This window comes from Caballeronia sp. 11_S32, from assembly GCF_056930355.1.
The window spans coordinates 1,329,338-1,347,063 of sequence record NZ_JBXOWH010000003.1 but is presented as its reverse complement, the minus strand read 5'-3'; the positions used below and the strand labels follow the sequence as shown (position 1 = coordinate 1,347,063).

Annotated in this window: 18 protein-coding genes and 1 tRNA gene; 12 read left to right on the top strand and 7 right to left on the bottom strand. The window is 65.1% G+C overall.

Annotated elements, in window-relative coordinates:
- Positions 1–54 precede the first annotated feature (54 nt).
- From ribBA to AC1Z32_RS17855, 4 genes are read left to right on the top strand one after another with little or no spacing between them, the layout of a single operon-like run.
- Complete coding sequence (gene ribBA, locus AC1Z32_RS17870) at positions 55–1,218, top strand: bifunctional 3,4-dihydroxy-2-butanone-4-phosphate synthase/GTP cyclohydrolase II (RefSeq protein WP_483479873.1); 1,164 nt, start codon at positions 55–57, stop codon at positions 1,216–1,218.
- Between the two features lie 54 nt (positions 1,219–1,272).
- Positions 1,273–1,782: a 6,7-dimethyl-8-ribityllumazine synthase gene (gene ribH / locus AC1Z32_RS17865; RefSeq protein ID WP_062254302.1), complete on the top strand. Its 510-nt coding sequence runs from the start codon at positions 1,273–1,275 to the stop codon at positions 1,780–1,782.
- Positions 1,779–2,216, top strand: a complete 438-nt coding sequence (gene nusB, locus AC1Z32_RS17860; RefSeq protein WP_483479872.1) for a transcription antitermination factor NusB — start codon at positions 1,779–1,781, stop codon at positions 2,214–2,216. Before ribH ends, nusB begins: the two co-directional genes overlap by 4 nt.
- A complete protein-coding gene (locus tag AC1Z32_RS17855) occupies positions 2,217–3,410 on the top strand; it encodes a pyridoxal phosphate-dependent aminotransferase (RefSeq protein ID WP_483479871.1) in 1,194 nt (397 codons plus the stop codon). It abuts the gene before it with no gap.
- A 72-nt stretch (positions 3,411–3,482) separates the two neighbouring features.
- On the opposite strand, the gene AC1Z32_RS17850 is transcribed toward AC1Z32_RS17855, so the two are convergent.
- Positions 3,483–4,634, bottom strand: a complete 1,152-nt coding sequence (locus tag AC1Z32_RS17850) for a transglycosylase SLT domain-containing protein (protein ID WP_483479870.1) — start codon at positions 4,632–4,634, stop codon at positions 3,483–3,485.
- Positions 4,635–5,225: 591 nt separating this feature from the next.
- On the opposite strand from AC1Z32_RS17850, the gene AC1Z32_RS17845 reads away from it, so the two are divergent.
- The 3 genes from AC1Z32_RS17845 to AC1Z32_RS17835 are packed head-to-tail and all read left to right on the top strand — an operon-like array spanning position 5,226 to position 8,487.
- Positions 5,226–6,824 (top strand): UbiD family decarboxylase, encoded by a 1,599-nt coding sequence (locus AC1Z32_RS17845; protein WP_483479869.1) that lies wholly within the window; start codon positions 5,226–5,228, stop codon positions 6,822–6,824.
- Positions 6,821–7,816 (top strand): asparaginase, encoded by a 996-nt coding sequence (locus AC1Z32_RS17840; RefSeq protein WP_483479868.1) that lies wholly within the window; start codon positions 6,821–6,823, stop codon positions 7,814–7,816. The genes AC1Z32_RS17845 and AC1Z32_RS17840 overlap by 4 nt, the downstream gene beginning before the upstream one ends.
- 2 nt (positions 7,817–7,818) lie before the next feature.
- Positions 7,819–8,487 carry a LysE family translocator gene (locus AC1Z32_RS17835; RefSeq protein WP_483479867.1) on the top strand — a complete coding sequence of 223 codons (669 nt, stop codon included), beginning with the start codon at positions 7,819–7,821 and terminating at the stop codon, positions 8,485–8,487.
- A gap of 19 nt (positions 8,488–8,506) precedes the next feature.
- Here AC1Z32_RS17835 and AC1Z32_RS17830 read toward each other — a convergent pair whose 3' ends face one another.
- From AC1Z32_RS17830 to AC1Z32_RS17820, 3 genes are all read right to left on the bottom strand, one after another.
- Positions 8,507–9,472, bottom strand: a complete 966-nt coding sequence (locus tag AC1Z32_RS17830) for a threo-3-hydroxy-L-aspartate ammonia-lyase (protein WP_483479866.1) — start codon at positions 9,470–9,472, stop codon at positions 8,507–8,509.
- 131 nt (positions 9,473–9,603) lie between these two features.
- Positions 9,604–9,912 carry a hypothetical protein gene (locus AC1Z32_RS17825; RefSeq protein ID WP_483479865.1) on the bottom strand — a complete coding sequence of 103 codons (309 nt, stop codon included), beginning with the start codon at positions 9,910–9,912 and terminating at the stop codon, positions 9,604–9,606.
- 337 nt (positions 9,913–10,249) lie between these two features.
- Complete coding sequence (locus tag AC1Z32_RS17820; RefSeq protein ID WP_269768918.1) at positions 10,250–10,375, bottom strand: hypothetical protein; 126 nt, start codon at positions 10,373–10,375, stop codon at positions 10,250–10,252.
- A gap of 837 nt (positions 10,376–11,212) precedes the next feature.
- Here AC1Z32_RS17820 and AC1Z32_RS17815 point away from each other — a divergent pair.
- The 3 genes from AC1Z32_RS17815 to trmB all read left to right on the top strand — a co-directional run bounded on the left by AC1Z32_RS17815 (position 11,213) and on the right by trmB (position 12,706).
- A complete protein-coding gene (locus AC1Z32_RS17815; protein ID WP_483479864.1) occupies positions 11,213–11,773 on the top strand; it encodes a YggT family protein in 561 nt (186 codons plus the stop codon).
- 52 nt (positions 11,774–11,825) lie between these two features.
- Positions 11,826–11,900, top strand: a tRNA-Gly gene (locus tag AC1Z32_RS17810).
- A 65-nt stretch (positions 11,901–11,965) separates the two neighbouring features.
- On the top strand, positions 11,966–12,706 hold the full coding sequence (gene trmB / locus AC1Z32_RS17805) for a tRNA (guanosine(46)-N7)-methyltransferase TrmB (RefSeq protein WP_483479863.1): 741 nt from the start codon (positions 11,966–11,968) through the stop codon (positions 12,704–12,706).
- Between the two features lie 66 nt (positions 12,707–12,772).
- On the opposite strand, the gene AC1Z32_RS17800 is transcribed toward trmB, so the two are convergent.
- The 3 genes from AC1Z32_RS17800 to AC1Z32_RS17790 all read right to left on the bottom strand — a co-directional run bounded on the left by AC1Z32_RS17800 (position 12,773) and on the right by AC1Z32_RS17790 (position 14,652).
- On the bottom strand, positions 12,773–13,606 hold the full coding sequence (locus AC1Z32_RS17800; protein WP_483479862.1) for an undecaprenyl-diphosphate phosphatase: 834 nt from the start codon (positions 13,604–13,606) through the stop codon (positions 12,773–12,775).
- A gap of 63 nt (positions 13,607–13,669) precedes the next feature.
- A complete protein-coding gene (locus AC1Z32_RS17795; protein ID WP_483479861.1) occupies positions 13,670–14,263 on the bottom strand; it encodes a DUF1439 domain-containing protein in 594 nt (197 codons plus the stop codon).
- A gap of 71 nt (positions 14,264–14,334) precedes the next feature.
- A complete protein-coding gene (locus tag AC1Z32_RS17790) occupies positions 14,335–14,652 on the bottom strand; it encodes a YkgJ family cysteine cluster protein (protein ID WP_483479860.1) in 318 nt (105 codons plus the stop codon).
- Between the two features lie 115 nt (positions 14,653–14,767).
- Here AC1Z32_RS17790 and hemN point away from each other — a divergent pair, with 115 nt between their 5' ends.
- On the top strand, positions 14,768–16,150 hold the full coding sequence (gene hemN / locus AC1Z32_RS17785; RefSeq protein WP_483479859.1) for an oxygen-independent coproporphyrinogen III oxidase: 1,383 nt from the start codon (positions 14,768–14,770) through the stop codon (positions 16,148–16,150).
- A gap of 157 nt (positions 16,151–16,307) precedes the next feature.
- Positions 16,308–17,687 carry an amidase gene (locus tag AC1Z32_RS17780; RefSeq protein ID WP_483479858.1) on the top strand — a complete coding sequence of 460 codons (1,380 nt, stop codon included), beginning with the start codon at positions 16,308–16,310 and terminating at the stop codon, positions 17,685–17,687.
- The last annotated feature ends 39 nt before the right edge of the window (positions 17,688–17,726 follow it).

Here is a 17,726-nt window from a genome sequence, read left to right as displayed (position 1 = left end):
AGCGTGGCGTAAAATACGCGCTTTCCCCAAACCGGACCCGTACGGGACGTCATCATGTCGCTCGCCTCCACTCCTGAGATCATCGCTGAACTGAAAGCCGGACGGATGGTGATTCTCGTCGACGAAGAAGATCGCGAGAATGAAGGCGATCTCGTCGTCGCCGCCGAATTCGTCACGCCCGAAGCCATCAATTTCATGGCGAAGTACGGCCGCGGTCTCATTTGTCTCACGCTCACGCAGGAACGCTGCAAGCTGCTCAACCTGCCGCTCATGACGCACCGCAACGGCACGCAGTACGGCACGGCGTTCACGGTGAGCATCGAGGCGGCCGAAGGCGTGACGACGGGCATCTCCGCCGCCGACCGCGCGAAGACCATCGCCGCGGCGGTTGCGCACGACGCGCGCGCCGAGCACATCGTGCAGCCTGGGCACGTGTTCCCGATCATGGCGCAGCCGGGCGGCGTGCTCGTGCGCGCGGGCCACACGGAAGCCGGCTGCGACCTGACCGCCCTCGCGGGCCTCACGCCCGCCGCGGTGATCTGCGAGATCATCAAGGACGACGGCGAGATGGCGCGCCTGCCGGATCTCATCGAGTTCGGCCAGCAGCACGGCATCAAGATCGGCACCATCGCCGATCTGATCCACTATCGCAGCCGCACCGAGTCGATCATCGAGAAAGTCTGCGAGCGCACCATGCACACCGCGCACGGCCCGTTCCGCGCGGTGCTGTACCGCGACGAGCCGACGCACTCGCCTCACATCGCGCTCGTGCGTGGCACGCCGAGCCCCGATCGCGCGACGCCGGTGCGCGTGCATGAGCCGCTCTCCGTGCTCGATCTGCTCGAAATCGATTCGTCGACGCACTCGTGGACCATCGACGCCGCCATGAAAGAAATCGCCGCGCGCGATCTCGGCGCGATCGTCATGCTCAACTGCGGCGACACGAAGGAGCATCTCATCGACGTATTCCACGCGTTCGACCAGCAGGACAAGGCCGCCGAGCTCAAGCGCCGCCCGATCGACTTCAAGACTTACGGCATCGGCGCGCAGATCCTGCGCGATCTGGGCGTCGGCAAGATGGAAGTGCTGGCCAACCCGCGCAAGCTCGGCAGCATGTCGGGCTACGGGCTCGAAGTGACGGGCTTCATTCCGATGCCCGGCTGCCCCGCGACGGCCGCGCCGGTGGAACCGGCCATTACCCAGTTGCGCTCGGCCTGAGACCGCCGGCCGCACAACCCTATTCCAGACAATTCCAAGCGAAGGACCCAATTCATGGAAATCGGACAATACCAGCCGAACCTCGACGGTGACGGCTTGCGCATCGGCATCGTGCAGTCGCGCTTCAACGAACCGGTGTGCAACGGCCTGGCCGATGCCTGCATCGAAGAACTGGAGCGCCTCGGCGTGATCGGCCAGGACGTGCTGCTCGTCACCGTGCCCGGCGCGTTGGAAATTCCGCTCGCGCTGCAAAAGCTCGCGGAATCCGGCCAGTTCGACGCGCTGATCGCGCTCGGCGCCGTCGTGCGCGGCGAGACGTATCACTTCGAACTGGTGTCGAACGAAAGCGGCTCGGGCATTTCGCGCATCGCGCTCGACTTCGGCATTCCGGTCGCGAACGCGGTGCTGACGACCGAGAACGACGAGCAGGCCGTCGCCCGCATGACCGAAAAGGGCCGCGACGCCGCGCGCGTGGCGGTCGAGATGGCGAATCTCTCCGTCGCGCTCGAGCAGCTCGACGGCGATGAAGAAGACGAAGACGAAGAAGACGAGGACCGCGCATGAAGAGCGCACGACGCCGCTCGCGTGAACTCGCGACGCAAGGGCTTTATCAGTGGCTGCTGTCGGGCGCGCCCGCCGGCGAAATCGACGCGCAACTGCGCAATTCGCAAGGCTTCGACAAGGCCGACAAGGACCATCTCGATGCGATCCTGCACGGCGTGATCAAGGAAGCCGACGCGCTTTCCGAACAGTTGCAGCCGTGCCTCGACCGCCCGATCGAGCAGTTGTCGCCGGTCGAGCGCGCGGTGCTGCTCGTGGCAGCGTTCGAGTTCAAGCATCACATCGACGTGCCGTATCGCGTCGTCATCAATGAAGCGGTCGAACTGACGAAAACCTTCGGCGGCTCGGACGGCTACAAGTACGTGAACGGCGTGCTCGACAAGCTCGCCGTCGTGATGCGTCCCGCCGAAGCGCAGGCGCGCGGACGCGGAGCGTAAATGACCGGCGTTTCGGAACCGCTCGTCAGGCTCGCGTCGCGCGTCGATGCAATCGAGCCCTTCTATGTGATGGAGCTGATGAAAGAGGCTCAGGCGCTCGAGCGCGCGGGCCGCGACGTCATCCATATGAGCATCGGCGAGCCGGATTTCACCGCGCCCGAGCCGGTGATCCGCGCCGCCGCAGACGCGCTGAAGCGCGGCGTCACGCAGTACACCAACGCGCTCGGCATCCACGCGCTGCGCGAGGCGATCGCGCGGCACTATCGCGATACCTTCGGCCTGACCGTCGATCCGGAGCGCATCGTCGTGACGGCGGGTGCGTCGGCAGCGCTCTTGCTCGCCTGCATGGCGCTCGTCGATAACGGCGACGAAGTGCTGATGCCCGATCCGTGCTATCCGTGCAACCGGCACTTCGTGTCGGCGGCCGATGGCAAGCCGGTGCTGATCGCGAGCGGCCCGGCCGAGCGCTTTCAGCTTACGGCGGAACACGTCGAGGAAAACTGGAGCGATAAAACGCGCGGCGTGCTGCTCGCTTCGCCATCGAACCCGACGGGCACGTCGATCGAGCCGGACGAGTTGCGGCGCATCGTCGACACGGTGCGCGCGCGCGGCGGCTTCACGATCGTCGACGAGATCTATCAGGGTTTGAGCTACGACGCGAAGCCCGTGTCCGCCCTCTCCTTCGGCGACGACGTCGTCACGGTGAACAGCTTCTCGAAATACTTCAACATGACCGGCTGGCGGCTCGGCTGGCTCGTCGTGCCGCACGCGATGGTCGGCGCGGTCGAAAAGCTGTCGCAGAATCTGTTCATCTGCGCATCGGCGCTCGCGCAACACGCGGCGCTCGCCTGTTTCGAGCCGGAGACACTCGCGATCTACGAGGGGCGCCGGCTGGAGTTCAAGCGGCGGCGCGACTATATCGTGCCGGCGCTGCGCTCGCTCGGCTTCGGCGTGCCGGTCGTGCCCGACGGCGCGTTCTACGTCTACGCCGATACGACCACGGTCCATCATCCCGCCGCCGGCAACAGCGACGCGCTCTCGCACTCGATGCTCCACGACGCGGGCGTCGTGCTCGTGCCGGGCGCGGATTTCGGGTTCCACGCGCCGGAGCGCTACCTCCGTCTTTCGTATGCGACGGCGTATTCGAAGCTGGAAGAAGCGGTTCAGCGATTGGGCTCATTGTTCAGCCGGTAATCACAACCGGCAGCACAACAAAAAAGGGCACCCTCGGGTGCCCTTTCTCTTTTACATCCGGCAACAAAAGCCTTACGCGCCCAGCTCCGCCGAAGCGACGTGCTTCGTTTCGCCGTCACCATCGTCCTGCGACGCCGACTTCTTCGCCGCATCGATCGTCACGTGCACGCGCTTGTTGTCCGCCGATGCCGACGCCAGCACCTGCTTCGGCGCGGCCTGAACCGGCGCCTGCGGCGCGTTGAGCGGCACGTTGCGGCCGCGCGCGACATCGCGCAGACGCGAACGCTCGGCCAGCACCTTCGCGCCGTAGCCGCCGTCGTCCTGGGTGGTCGAGCCGACGTAATAACGCAGACCGCCCGCCACCGAGCCGCCGCGCGCGATGCAGTCCTTCAGCACCAGCGCGCCGACCTTGATGTTCGCGAGCGGATCGAGCGCCGCGTGCGAGCCGCCGAAGTACTGGAATTTGTCGGAATGAACCTTCGACATCACCTGCATGAGGCCTTGCGCGCCAACGCCGCTTTCGGCGTACGGATTGAAGCCCGATTCGATCGCCATCACGGAGAGCAACAGGAGCGGATCAAGGCCGACTTCGCGGCCCGTGTCGAACGCGGCGCGCACGAGCTCGCTGACCGGCTCTTCCGCCACGCGATAGCGGCGCGCGATGAAGTTCGCGACGAGTTTCTGCTCGCGGGTGGAGACGAGCACGCGGTCGTCCCGCGCATCGGCAACGACGCGCTGCGCCGGAATCATGCTCGCCAGCATGCCGACGGACGGCATCGTGCGGGGATCGAGCCCGTTCGGCGAAACCGCGAGGCTGATGCCGCCGGTCAGGTGATGCGTGCTGGCGTCGTCGGAAGCGGCCGCGCCGAGCGACGGCACGAGCGCGCCGGGCGCCTTCGGCTTGGCCGACGCCGCGTTGGCCGCGAGGTTAACCGGCAGCATAGGATCGCTCGGCTGGCGATGCACCGCCGCGAACGGCGGCAGCGGCTGGCCCGCGAGCAGGCGCGCCGGACCGGCCTGAACAGCGGCCGACACGAAGGGCATGATCCTTGCGGCAAACGTTGTGCGCCACGAAGGCAGCAGCCAAAGGGCGAGCGCGCTGACAACGGCCGCGCAACCGACCATGGCAAAGAGATGGTGACTCAACCAGCGTCCGCGACGCAGCACCATACGCACGATCTGCGCGGCGCGGGTGTCGGAACCCCACCAAACTGAAGCGTTCATCGATACTCCCAATGTTGCATGATTTGCGCAGATGAATACGAATTAAGCACATATTCGACACACAAATCAGACACCGCCGGCTCTTGGCAAGCGTAAGCGGCATCGGGGATACGGCATGCGCCGTCTGGAAAGCCGATCCCCGGTAACTCACCACCGGGTTGCGCGGCACGAACTGCATGCCCTGAATGCGCACGTGGCTTTCCACGCGAAAAACCGGCGTGTGAAACGCCGGCCATGACAACCAACAGCCACGAGTCGCCGGGCAGGAGCGGCGCAGGCGACGCATGTGCGTCTGAAAGACCTGAGGCTAAGGTAAAAAGTTTCAAAACCTGCAATTGATGCCAAGCGATTCTAACAGGGTTTAATGATCCGTCAATGATATAAATATCCGTTTCAATTACTTACAGTTATATTGAACACCGTTCAGCGCCCGAAAGGCACGTCTCGCGGGCCGTTCACACTGGAATTTGCTGAATGTCCCCCAACGCACGGACGTCGACGCAGGTAAAATCGACAATCGCTTAGCGCGCAGCCGTTCCGCCCCTCGAAGCCTCGTGCTTCGGGCGCCTTCGAGTCCAAATCCGACCATCGATGAAATACAAAGATCTGCGCGACTTCACCGCCCGCCTCGAAGCGCTCGGTGAACTGCGCCGCATTCGGCAGCCCGTCTCCCCTGTTCTCGAAATCACCGAAGTCTCGGATCGCGTATTGCGCGCGGGCGGACCGGCGCTGCTCTTCGAAGCGCCCACCGGCCACACGATGCCCGTGCTCGCGAACCTGTTCGGCACGACGCGGCGCGTCGCACTCGGCATGGGCATCGAGACCGAGCCGCACAGCGGCGCCGATGTCAGCCTCGGCAGCGATGTCGCCGCGCTGAGTTCGCTGCGCGATGTCGGCAGACTGCTTTCCGCGCTCAAGGAACCCGAGCCGCCGAAGGGACTGAAGGACGCGGGCAAGCTGCTCTCGCTAGCCAAGGCCGTGTGGGACATGGCGCCGAAATCGGTCAGCGCGCCGCCCTGTCAGGAAGTCTTGTGGGAAGGCAACGATGTCGATCTCGGCCGCCTGCCGATCCAGACCTGCTGGCCCGGCGACGCCGGTCCGCTGCTCACCTGGGGCCTCACGGTCACGCGCGGGCCGAACAAGCCGCGCCAGAATCTCGGCATCTACCGGCAGCAGTTGATCGGACGCAACAAGCTCATCATGCGCTGGCTCGCGCATCGCGGCGGCGCGCTCGATTTCCGCGAGTTCGCGCTCGCGAATCCCGGCAAGCCGTATCCTGTCGCGGTCGTGCTCGGTGCCGATCCCGCGACGATCCTCGGGGCCGTGACGCCGGTGCCCGATACCTTGTCCGAGTATCAGTTCGCGGGCCTCCTGCGCGGCTCACGCACGGAGCTCGCGAAGTGCCTCACGCCGGGTGTCGATACGTTGCAGGTGCCCGCGCGCGCGGAGATCGTGCTGGAAGGCTTCATCTATCCGCAGGACGGCACGCCGCCGCCCGCGCCCGAGGGCGCGCCGCCGCGTCCGTCGACGGGCGCAGCCGCGAAATACGAGCACGCGCTCGAAGGGCCTTACGGCGATCACACCGGCTACTACAACGAACAGGAGTGGTTCCCGGTGTTCACCGTCGAGAAGATCACGATGCGCCGCGACGCCCTGTTCCATTCCACCTATACGGGCAAGCCGCCCGACGAGCCCGCCGTGCTCGGCGTCGCGCTGAATGAAGTATTCGTGCCGCTCCTGCAGAAGCAGTTCACCGAGATCACCGACTTCTATCTGCCGCCCGAAGGTTGCAGCTATCGCATGGCGATCGTGCAGATGAAGAAGAGCTATCCCGGCCACGCGAAGCGCGTGATGCTCGGCGTGTGGAGCTTCCTGCGGCAGTTCATGTATACAAAGTTCATCGTTGTGGTCGATGAAGACGTCAACGTGCGCGACTGGAAAGAAGTCATCTGGGCGATCACGACCCGCGTCGATCCCACGCGCGACACCGTGATGGTCGACAACACGCCGATCGACTATCTCGATTTCGCGTCGCCGGTTGCGGGGCTCGGCTCGAAGATGGGACTGGATGCGACCAACAAGTGGCCCGGCGAAACGAATCGCGAGTGGGGCCGCCCCATCGTGATGGATGAAGCCGTGAAGCGGCGCGTCGACGCGCTCTGGACTGAAATCGGACTGGACAAGAAATGATCGCGGCCACGCTCTATCGAGGCGATGTCATCGAGAACACGCATGCGGCGCACGTCGCCGTCGTCGATGCGCACGGACGCCTCGTGTTTTCCTTCGGCGATCCGTACCGCGTGACGCTGCCGCGATCCGCCGCGAAGCCCGCGCAGGCGCTTGCCGTCATCGAAACCGGCGCGCTCGAGCGCTTCGGCTTCACCGACGCGGATCTCGCGCTGATGTGCGCCTCGCACAGCAGCGAGCCGCGTCATATCGAGCGCGCCCGCGCGATGCTCGCCCGATCTAACGCGAGCGAAAGCGATCTGCGTTGCGGCGGCCATCCGCCGATTTCCGAAGCAGTCTATAAAGACTGGATCAGGCGCGATTTCACGCCGACCGCCGTGTGCAGCAACTGCTCCGGCAAGCACGCGGGCATGCTCGCGGGCGCGCGTGCGATGAACGTGCCGCTCGCCGATTACCACCTGCCCGATCATCCGCTGCAGATGCACGTGAAGCGCACGGTGGCGCATGCCGTCGATCTCGCGGACGACGAAGTGCAATGGGCCATCGACGGATGCAATCTGCCGACGCCCGCCTTCCCGCTCGAACGTCTCGCGCGCCTCTTCGTGAAGATCGCCGTCGCGCCCGATGGCTCGCCGCTCGCGCGCATCCACCGCGCGATGACGTCGTATCCCGAGCTCGTCGCGGGCGAAGGACGCTTCTGCACGCTGCTGATGCAGGCGTTCGGCGGCGCGCTCGTCGGCAAAACCGGCGCCGATGCGAGCTACGCGATCGGCGTGCGCCGCGAGCAAGGCGCGCTCGGCATCGCGGTGAAGGTCGAGGACGGCAACACGTCGGTGCTCAACGCGGTCGTCGTTCACGTGCTCGATCTGCTCGGCATCGGCACAGAGCAGCAACGCGATGCGCTCGCCGCCTTCCGCAACCCGCCGACACGCAACACGATGAGCGTGCCCACCGGCCGTCTCGACGTGAGCTTCACGCTTCACAACCATCAATAAACATGCATTCGTGGTCGTTGCTGTCCGACGGTTTCTTTCTGTCGCTGTCGCTGTGTCTGGATATCGGAATCGCCAACGTCGCGATCATTTCGCTCGCGCTCTCCCATGGATTCAAGCCAGGGCTCGTGCTCGGCCTCGGCACCTGCTTCGGCGATCTGTTCTATGCGGCGCTCGCGCTCGCGGGCATGTCGGCGCTCTTGCAGTTTTCAGCGGTGCGATGGGTCGTGTGGATCGGCGGCGCGATCGTGCTGCTCTTTCTGACGTGGAAGATGGCGCGTGAAGCGCTCAATCCGGCGTCCGCGCCGCCCGTCGAAGGCGAAGCGGATTTCTCCGTGCCGCGCCCGACGCACTGGAAAAGCTTCGTGCGCGGATGCCTGCTCGCGGTGTCGTCGCCGAGCGCGATTCTGTGGTTCGCCGCTGTGGGCGGCGCGCTCATCGCGAAGGCCGGCGCGACGAGCCCCGTGAGCGCCTCCGTGTTCCTGACCGGCTTCTTCTGCGGTGGGCTTGGCTGGACGATCTTCATCTGCACGCTCGCGAGCCACGGCAGGAAGCGCGCCGGAACCCAGCTCCTGCGCGCCTGCCATGTGATGTCCGCCGTGCTCTTCGCGTACTTCTCGTACAGCGTGATCGTCAACGGCTACCGCGATCTGATCGTGCACGCGGCGTCGTAGTCATCCGCGCTCATCGTCCTCAGGCGACGAACTGGGCCAGCTTCGCCAGATCGACGTTGCCGCCCGAGACGATCACGCCGACGCGCTTGCCCTCGACCGGCACGACCTTTTGCAGCACGGCGGCGGCCGCGAGACAGCCGGTCGGCTCGACGACCATCTTCATGCGCTGCGCGAAGAAACGCAGCGTCTCGACGAGCTGCGCATCGCTCACGGTGACGATCTGGTCGACGTGACGCTGAATGATCGGAAAGTTGTATTCGCCGACGTGCGTCGACGCAGCGCCGTCGGCGATGGTGCGCGGCACCTCGATATGCACGATCTCGCCGCGCGCGAGCGACTGCTGCGCGTCATTGCCCGCTTCGGGCTCGACGCCGATCACCTTGCACTCGGGCGACAGCGCCGCCGCCGCGAGCGCGCATCCGCCGATCAGCCCGCCGCCGCCCAGGCACACGAAAAGATAGTCGAGCGGGCCGGTTTCCTCGATCAGCTCCTTCGCCGCCGTGCCCTGCCCCGCGATCACGTGCGGGTGGTCGTAAGGCGGAATCAGCGTCATGCCGCGTTCCTCGGCGAGCTTGCGGCCGATTTCCTCGCGGTTCTGCGTGTAGCGGTCGTAGGTGATCACTTCGCCGCCGTAGCCGCGCGTCGCTTCCATCTTCGCGGCGGGCGCGTCCTCGGGCATGACGATCGTCGCGCGGATGCCGGCGAGCTTCGCGGACAGCGCGATCGCCTGCGCATGATTGCCCGACGAGTACGTTATGACGCCCGCGGCGCGCTGACGGTCGTCGAAATGGGAAATCGCGTTGTACGCGCCGCGGAACTTGAATGCGCCCATGCGCTGGAAGTTTTCGCACTTGAAGAAGAGCGATGCGCCGGCGATGGAATCGGCGGTGCGGGACGTGAGGACGGGCGTGCGATGGGCGACGCCTTCGATGCGCCGGGCGGCATCGGCGACGTCATCGAAAGTCGGGGCGGGAAGTGAGGACATCGGAGTCGGAACGTGAGGTGAGGAGGACCATCATTCTCCCAGTTCCGGCGTGAAATTCAAAAGCGGCGCGCACATGAAAAAGGCGATGCGGTTCAGCTTGCATCGCCTTTCGCGTTCGCCGGCGAGGCCGGTCAGTGACGCCAGTAGCCCGGGCCGTGACGATAGTAGCCGTGATGTCGATAGTACGGCCGGCCGTAGTAGCCATATCCGCCATATCCGTATCCGCCGTAGACCACCGCGGGCGGCGGCGCGTACACGACGGGCGGAGGCGCGACATACACCGGCTGCGGCGGCGCCACATAAACCGGCGCGGGCGGCGCGGCATAGACCGGATAGGCCGGCACCCCGATACCCACGCCAACCGAAACATGCGCTTGCGCGGCACTGACGAAACCCACGCCGAGCGCGCCAGCAACCAACAAACCACCGAGCTTTTTCACTTTCGTTCTCCTCGCCGCTTCGCGTGTTGGCCGGTCTTTACGGCTCACGAGCGACGGTATGAGATGAATTTATCGAAAAAGCCTGGGGGTCGGCGGGGCCATTTGTTGCAAATTGCAAGTTCCTTAACGTGCACGCGAAATTGAAAGCCGGACGTCGCCGGCAAGCATCCTCCGATCGACCGTTCGGCGGACCTGTGCGACCGGTCCGGCACGGCATCGGCGCATGAAGAAAAAAAGCGCGTAACGTCTAATTACAAATGAGCGCAAAAGCCCCGCCGGACAATCCGCCCGGCGGGGCTTTTCATGTAATACGCGAATTACTCGAACGCGGTGCGGTTCAGCCCACTTTCACGTACGCGAACTCACGCGTGACATTGGGCGGCACGTAGGCCGCGCCGATCACGACGCGGGGCGTCAGGCGCTTTTTCTGGTCCCACCAGCGGCGCCGTTGGGCTTGGCTCAAGAATCGCAGATGCTTTCGATAAGAGAAAATGCTCATGGCAACCTCCGAACGTAGCGAATGAAACCTGAGGACAAGCCGGCGGCTCGCCGCCGCACGCTCTGTCCGCTGAATCCGTGTTTTCTTTAGTATCGAGCGCCCTGTTCGTTCATCGATGTACGCAAAGAAACGAAGTCTTCGCGCCGATGTGTGCTTAACCACATTCAGCAGAAACCATGCCTTTTCGACATGCTGAAAACCAGCGTTTTTATTTCCTTTATTCGCCGGAGAGAAACAATCGCAGCGCCCCGACTTTTTTTTGCTCTTTCACTTTCCGTATTTATATCCTGCCAGTTTTGCGTGAAACATGCTTTTAGCGATCGTCTCAAAATCACAACACTAGGGTTTTCCGACGCTGGCGTTCACGAGCGAAGCAGGCTTGCACATGGCTTTCACTGGTCCTTCATACACTTGAGCGGTCGAACGCTCGCACCGCGTGCGACAACACCCCAAGCCGCCTTAAAGCCATGTTAAGGTGACGTCCGGCGCCCCACCAGGCAAGCCTGGCGGGCGGGGATTCAGGCGCCGTAGTCAGAAAATCGCGAGGCTTTATCGTCGGGCACGCGTACGGGCGAATCGGCATTCGCTGCGCGCGTCGGGATGGCTTCGACAAGATACTCAAGCTCAGAGAACGAACAATGATCAAGGTCAGCATTCACGATTCGCGCCGCGCGGACGGCCCCATCAGCGGCATTACACGCGCCCGGCGTGCCGCTCCCTAGCGCGGCCGTCTTCCTTCAACCTTTCGCTCATTCGACCCGGCGCACGTTCCGGCACTGCACGCATCCTAGAGGACCCGAGATGTTCGGCGAGATCGCCCGTTTTCTGCTCAATACCCTTTTCACCCTGTTCGGCGCGGCGCTCCTGCTGCGCGCGTGGATACAGGTCGTGCGCATGCCGCCGTACAACCCCGTCTCGAACGCCGTGATGCAGGCGACCAACTGGATCGTGCTGCCGCTGCGCAAGATCCTGCCCGGCGGGAAGATCGACTGGGCGAGCATCGTTGCCGCAATCATCGCCTCGGCCGTCTATGTCACGTTGATGGTCGTGCTCGCGGGCATCGATCCGACGCTCATGCTGCCGATGCTGCTGCTCGTCGCGCTGCTGACCGTCGTGAAATGGGCGCTGAACCTCATCATCTGGGTGACGATTCTGATGGCGCTGCTCTCGTGGCTCAATCCGCAATCGCCGGCGATGCCGCTGCTGTATCAGATCACCGCGCCGTTTCTCGATCCACTGCGCCGCATTCTGCCGCGCCTCGGCGGCATCGATCTTTCGCCGATCCTGCTTTTCGTGATCGTGCAAGTCTTGCTGATGGTCGTGACGCGGGTCGCCGTTTCGATGACCTTGTTCGGCATCTGAATCCCGCGCAATTGCGCCTTCGGGCGCGTTGCGCTTACAATACTCGGCTCACGCGGGCGTCGTATAATGGCTATTACCGTAGCTTCCCAAGCTACTGACGTGGGTTCGATTCCCATCGCCCGCTCCAGAATCATCGCGAAAGCCGCCTAAGTCACGCTTGGGCGGCTTTTTAGTTTTCAGCATCGCCTCGCCATGAACCACGACCCCCAGGACGCCGACGGCGTCGAGCACGACGGCCAACCCGAAGCAAACCAGGATTCCACGCTGCACCATCGCCGCATCCGCAGTTTCGTCACGCGCGCGGGCCGCGTGTCGCCTGGCCAGCAACGCGCGATCGACGAACTCGGCCCGCGCTATGTGGTGCCCTACGCGCCGCAACTCGCCGACTGGGACGCGGTGTTCGGCCGGAAGGCGCCGCGCGTGCTGGAAATCGGCTTCGGCATGGGCGCGACCACGGCGGAGATCGCGGCGACGCGCGGCGGCGACGATTTCATCGGCGTGGAAGTGCATGAGCCGGGCGTCGGCGCGCTTTTGAAGCTGATCGGCGAGCAGGCGCTCGGCAACATTCGCATCCTGCAGCACGACGCCGTGGAAGTGCTCGAACACATGATCGCGCCGGACAGTCTCGACGGCGTGCACATCTACTTCCCCGATCCGTGGCACAAGGCGCGCCATCACAAGCGCCGTCTGATCCAGCCGAAATTCGTCGCGCTGCTGGTGTCGCGCCTGAAGCCGGGCGGCTATATCCACCTCGCGACCGACTGGCAAAACTACGCCGAGCAGATGCTCGAAGTGCTGTCGGCGGAATCCGCGCTCGAAAACACCGCCAACGGCTACGCGCCGCGCCCCGAATTCCGCCCGGTCACGAAGTTCGAGCGAAGGGGATTGCGGCTCGGACACGGCGTGTGGGACCTGATGTTCCGCCGCCGCTGAGCGCGTCGACAAACCAAACGAAAACGCCACGGCAAGCCGTGGCGTTTTTTCATGGAGCGGAGGAAATCAGTCGGCCCAGCTCAATCCGCCGCTGTAGCCCACGATCAGAATCAGCAGGCCGAAGCCGATGCGATACCACGCGAACGCCGTGAAATCGTGCGACGCGACGTAGCGCAGCAGCCAGCGCACGCACACGAAGGCGCTCACGAACGCGGCCACGAGCCCGATGGCGAAGAGGCCGATATCGCTCACGGTCAGCGCGCGCCAGTACTTCGCCATTTCGTAGAGCGTCGCGCCGAAGATGATCGGAATCGCGAGGAAGAACGAAAACTCCGTGGCCACACGCCGCTCCAGCCCGAACAGCATCCCGCCGATGATGGTCGCGCCCGAACGCGACGTGCCGGGAATCAGCGCGAAGCATTGCGCGAGGCCGACCTTGAAGGCATCGCCGTAGGAGAGATCATCGACGGAATGCACGCGCGTCAGGGCGCCGCGTTCGCGCTGGCGCGCCTCGGCCCACAGGATCACGATGCCGCCGACGATCAGCGCCACCGATACCGGTACCGGCGAGAACAGCACCGACTTGATGTGCTTCTCGAAGAGCAGGCCGAGCACGATGGCCGGGATCGTCGCGATGATCACGTTCAGCGTGAAGCGCCGCGCGTCGGAGCGGGCGGGCAGGCCCGTGACCACCGCGCTGATCTTCGCGCGATATTCCCAGCAGATCGCGAGAATCGCGCCGAACTGGATGACGACGTCGAAGGTCTTCGACTGCGCGTCCGTGAAATTCAGCAAACTGCCCGCCACGATCAGATGCCCCGTGCTCGAGACCGGCAGGAATTCGGTCAAGCCCTCCACGACGCCCAGAATGAGCGCCTTCACCATCAATATCCAGTCCATCCGTCAGCCCTTGTTCGCCGTTATCGCCGTTGGTTGTGAAGCACGTTGCGCAGCGTTTTCAACTCACTTTTCGACGATCTGCACACGTATGCCGTTTGTAAGGACTGTGATTGTACCGGGTTCGTAAGACACGCCGGCGAACTGGAGTTCTTCGGGCTTGAAGGTGTGGATCGGATAGCGGTCGAGTAATTGAGCTGCAAGCTGCGCGCCGACCGAAGCGATCTGCTGGTTGTACTGCGCGGCGTCACCGCTGAACTGCGCGTCGTCAACTGACGGTGAGACGAGGATGACCGAGCGGCTGGGCGCGTCGTAGCCGAGTTGCGTCGAGAGCGTGAACGCGCCGATCACGGGGTTCGGCATGAAGGGCGTCGACAGACGTGCATCGACGCGCACCGTCACACGATTGCGATCCGGCGCCATGCCGACGGCGGGATTGCTCAGGACGACGTCGAAAATTTGCGAGGCCGTGCGCTGCAGCGGAAACTTGCGCGCCACGGCGGCCTGGACTTGCTGCGTGGAGAATGTGTAGTGATCCGGAATGAAGGGGAATATCGAATTCGAGGCGGCGTGAGCCTTCGAGGTGAGTGTGAGCGCGGGCAGCGATAAAAGCGCCGCGAGCACGAACCGGCGCCGCAGCGGCGCGACGGGTTCCGTCATGCGTGATCCTCCAATGCCTATTCTTCAAATCTGCGCCATGTGGCGCGGTCCGGGGATTGGACCGCCATTCATCATGACAGTTGCGTGGGCTGCGTCTGTCTTTCCAGCCGCTCGATCCAGACCAGCGCATGCTCCCGCGTCTCCCCGCACATCTCCGCGGAAGGCTGCAACCCGCCGCAACACGCCGGCCGTCGCGGATCGCCGAAAATACGGCAGCGCAGATCATCGTCCAGCTGGACGCAACGCTCGCCCGCGCGCTTGCCCTGCGGCATGCCCGGGATCGGACGGGAAATGGACGGCGCGATGCAGCAGGCGCCGCACCCCTCGCGACAGGCGTGAGGCGAATGAATCGACATGACGGGACAAGATAATGCGAACCAAAACAGCATTGTCCCATGCCTCTTGTTTGCGCTTCGTCAAATCGCCGCCATCGGGCTGCGACCTTATCACGCAATGACCGCGCTCATCGCCGGACTAAACTCAGACGAATCTCAAAGGTCCGCCATGACTCCCGCCGCCCCGCTCTTTCGCCCCGACCTGCTCGCGCGCTACGACGCGCAAGGCCCACGCTACACGTCGTATCCGACCGCCGTCCAGTTCACCGACTCGTTCGATCCCGCGCACTACCGCGAGGCGGCGCGAAACGGCAGCGCAGACGCCGATCTCTCGCTCTATTTCCATATCCCGTTCTGCGACACCGTATGTTTCTACTGCGGCTGCAACAAAGTCGCGACGAAGAACCGCGCGCACGCGCGCCCCTACCTCGACCGCATGAAGCGAGAACTGGCGCTGCAGGCCGCGCTCTTCGATACCTCGCGGCCCGTGACGCAGCTTCACTGGGGCGGCGGCACGCCGACCTTCCTTTCGCACGCGGAGATGGCCGAGCTGATGTCCGCGACACGCGAGCACTTCGATCTCGTTCCCGACGACCGCGCCGAATATTCGATCGAAGTCGATCCCCGCGAGGCATCGGCGGAAACGGTCGCGCTCTTGCGCGAGCTCGGTTTCAATCGCCTGAGCCTCGGCGTGCAGGACTTCGACGAGCGCGTGCAGCGCGCCGTCAACCGCATCCAGCCGCGCGAAATGACCGAAACCGTGCTCGACGCCGCGCGCAAGAATAGCTTCAAGTCGGTGAGCGTCGATCTGATCTACGGCCTGCCGCATCAGAGCGTCGAAAGCTTTTCGCGCACGCTCGACGCGATCATCGGTCTCAAGCCCGACCGCGTCTCCGTGTTCGGCTACGCGCACATGCCGCAGCTCTTCAAGATGCAGCGGCAGATCGACGAAAGCGCACTGCCCTCGCCCGCCGTGCGTCTCGCGATTCTCGAACGCGTGATCGCGCGCATGAGCGAGGCGGGCTACGTGTACATCGGCATGGATCATTTCGCGCTGCCCGGCGACGAGCTCGCGCGCGCGTTCGAAGCCGGCACGCTGCAGCGCAACTTCCAGGGCTACAGCACGCATGCGGATTGCGATCTGATCGGCATCGGCGCGTCGTCGATCGGCAAGATCGGCGATGTCTACGCGCAAAACGCCCGCGAACTGCCGGAGTACGCCGCGGCCATCGACGCGGGCAAGCTCGCCATCGCGCGCGGCGTGCGGCTTTCGGCTGACGACCAGCTCCGCCGCGAGGTCATCATGCGCCTCATGTGCGGCGGCGAACTGCGTTTCGACGATGTCGCGCATGCGCACGGCATCGAATTCCCCTCGACCTTCGCCGACGAGCTCGCGCGCCTCGCGCCGATGGCCGGCGACGGCCTCATCGATCTTTCGCGCGACGCGATCCGCGTGCTGCCCGCCGGGCGCATGCTGGTGCGCAACGTCGCGTCGGTGTTCGACCGCTATCTCGGGCAGGCAACGCTGCGGCGTTTCTCGCGGACCATCTGAGCGGTGTTTCGGCAGGCGCCCGATCGGCGTCCGTGGCTTAGAATGACAGCCACCTCGGGCGACCGAGTTTGAGACTTGAGCGCCCGTCCATTCACTGCCGATGCGAAGCGCCGGACATGCCCGGCTTCTCGCAACGGCAACGCCACTGCCCGACGCCATGCCGACCACTTCGCCGCAGTTCGCCCCTCTCGCCCAACTCGCCGCCGATCTCCGCGCCGGCCGCACGACGAGCCGCGCGCTCGTCGAGGCCGCGCTGGAACGCATCGCCGATCCGGCCGGCCAGGGCTCGACCGTCTTCCTCCATGTCGACGCCGATCACGCCCGCGCCGCCGCCGACGCGCACGACGCGCTGCGCCGCGCCGGCACGGTGCTGTCGCCGCTCGCGGGCATTCCGGTGTCGATCAAGGATCTCTTCGATATCGAAGGCCAGGTGACGCGCGCCGGCTCGAAAGTGCTGAACGACGCCGCGCCCGCCAAGGCCGACGCGCCAACCGTCGCGCGCCTGCGCCGCGCGGGCGCCGTGATCGTCGGGCGCACCAACATGAGCGAGTTCGCGTTCTCCGGCCTCGGCCTGAACCCGCACTACGGCACGCCGCGCTCGCCCTGGCGCGCGGACGTTCCGGGCGACGCGCGCATCGCGGGCGGCTCGTCGTCGGGCGCGGCGGCATCGGTGGCGGACGGCATGGCGGCCGTCGCGCTCGGCACCGACACCGGCGGCTCGATCCGCATTCCCGCCGCGCTCTGCGGCCTCACCGGCTTCAAGCCGACCGCGAGCCGCATCCCCAAACAAGGCGGCATCCCGCTCTCGAAGTCGCTCGATTCCTTCGGGCCGATCGGCGTGTCGGTCGCGTGCTGCGCGCTCGTCGACCGCATTCTCGCCGGCCGCGATCCCGGCGTTCCCGCGACGCGCCCGCTCGACGGCGTGCGCCTCGGCGTGCTCACGAACTACGTGACGGACGGCGTCGAGGCGCCGGTCGCGAATGCGGTCGCCGCGGCCGTCAATCATCTCGCCGCGGCCGGCGCGCTCGTGGAGGACGTGCGCTTCGCGCCGCTCGACCGCCTGCCGGAGATCAGCCGCTTCCCGCTCGTCGCGATCGAAGCGCACGCGTGGCACCGGAAGCTGATGGCCGAGCGCGGCGGCGAGTACGATCCGCGCGTGCTCGCGCGCCTCACGCGCGCCGAAGCGGCGAGCGCGGCGGATTACATCGACCTGTGCGAAGCGCGCGCCGCGATGATCGAGGACGCCCGCACGACGCTCTGGCAACGCTTCGACGCCATCGTCTGCCCGACGGTGCCGGTGCTGCCGCCGCGCATCGCCGAGCTGGAAGCCGACGACGACATCTTCACGCGCACCAACGCGCTGATTCTGCGCAATCCGACCGCGTTCAACTTTCTCGACGCGTGCGCGCTGTCGCTGCCCTGCCATCCGCGCGGCGAGGCGCCCGTCGGACTGATGCTGGCGGGCGCGCCGCATGCGGACGACGCGCTGCTGTCGATCGGTCGCGCGGTCGAAGCGGTGCTGGCGACCACGCGCTGAACGTCAAAAAATGCGTCCGATGGGTTGCGGCGGGTGTTC

Excerpts from the sequence above, each read along its gene's own strand:
- AC1Z32_RS17795 (WP_483479861.1), bottom strand. The coding sequence starts at position 14,263 with ATGACGGAACCCGTCGCGCCGCTGCGGCGCCGGTTCGTGCTCGCGGCG.
- ribH (WP_062254302.1), top strand. The coding sequence starts at position 1,273 with ATGGAAATCGGACAATACCAGCCGAACCTCGACGGTGACGGCTTGCGC.
- AC1Z32_RS17840 (WP_483479868.1), top strand. The coding sequence starts at position 6,821 with ATGATCGCGGCCACGCTCTATCGAGGCGATGTCATCGAGAACACGCAT.
- AC1Z32_RS17780 (WP_483479858.1), top strand. The coding sequence starts at position 16,308 with ATGCCGACCACTTCGCCGCAGTTCGCCCCTCTCGCCCAACTCGCCGCC.
- trmB (WP_483479863.1), top strand. The coding sequence starts at position 11,966 with ATGAACCACGACCCCCAGGACGCCGACGGCGTCGAGCACGACGGCCAA.
- AC1Z32_RS17830 (WP_483479866.1), bottom strand. The coding sequence starts at position 9,472 with ATGTCCTCACTTCCCGCCCCGACTTTCGATGACGTCGCCGATGCCGCC.
- AC1Z32_RS17850 (WP_483479870.1), bottom strand. The coding sequence starts at position 4,634 with ATGAACGCTTCAGTTTGGTGGGGTTCCGACACCCGCGCCGCGCAGATC.
- AC1Z32_RS17855 (WP_483479871.1), top strand. The coding sequence starts at position 2,217 with ATGACCGGCGTTTCGGAACCGCTCGTCAGGCTCGCGTCGCGCGTCGAT.
- AC1Z32_RS17800 (WP_483479862.1), bottom strand. The coding sequence starts at position 13,606 with ATGGACTGGATATTGATGGTGAAGGCGCTCATTCTGGGCGTCGTGGAG.
- AC1Z32_RS17845 (WP_483479869.1), top strand. The coding sequence starts at position 5,226 with ATGAAATACAAAGATCTGCGCGACTTCACCGCCCGCCTCGAAGCGCTC.
- nusB (WP_483479872.1), top strand. The coding sequence starts at position 1,779 with ATGAAGAGCGCACGACGCCGCTCGCGTGAACTCGCGACGCAAGGGCTT.
- AC1Z32_RS17790 (WP_483479860.1), bottom strand. The coding sequence starts at position 14,652 with ATGCTGTTTTGGTTCGCATTATCTTGTCCCGTCATGTCGATTCATTCG.
- AC1Z32_RS17815 (WP_483479864.1), top strand. The coding sequence starts at position 11,213 with ATGTTCGGCGAGATCGCCCGTTTTCTGCTCAATACCCTTTTCACCCTG.
- AC1Z32_RS17835 (WP_483479867.1), top strand. The coding sequence starts at position 7,819 with ATGCATTCGTGGTCGTTGCTGTCCGACGGTTTCTTTCTGTCGCTGTCG.
- hemN (WP_483479859.1), top strand. The coding sequence starts at position 14,768 with ATGACTCCCGCCGCCCCGCTCTTTCGCCCCGACCTGCTCGCGCGCTAC.
- ribBA (WP_483479873.1), top strand. The coding sequence starts at position 55 with ATGTCGCTCGCCTCCACTCCTGAGATCATCGCTGAACTGAAAGCCGGA.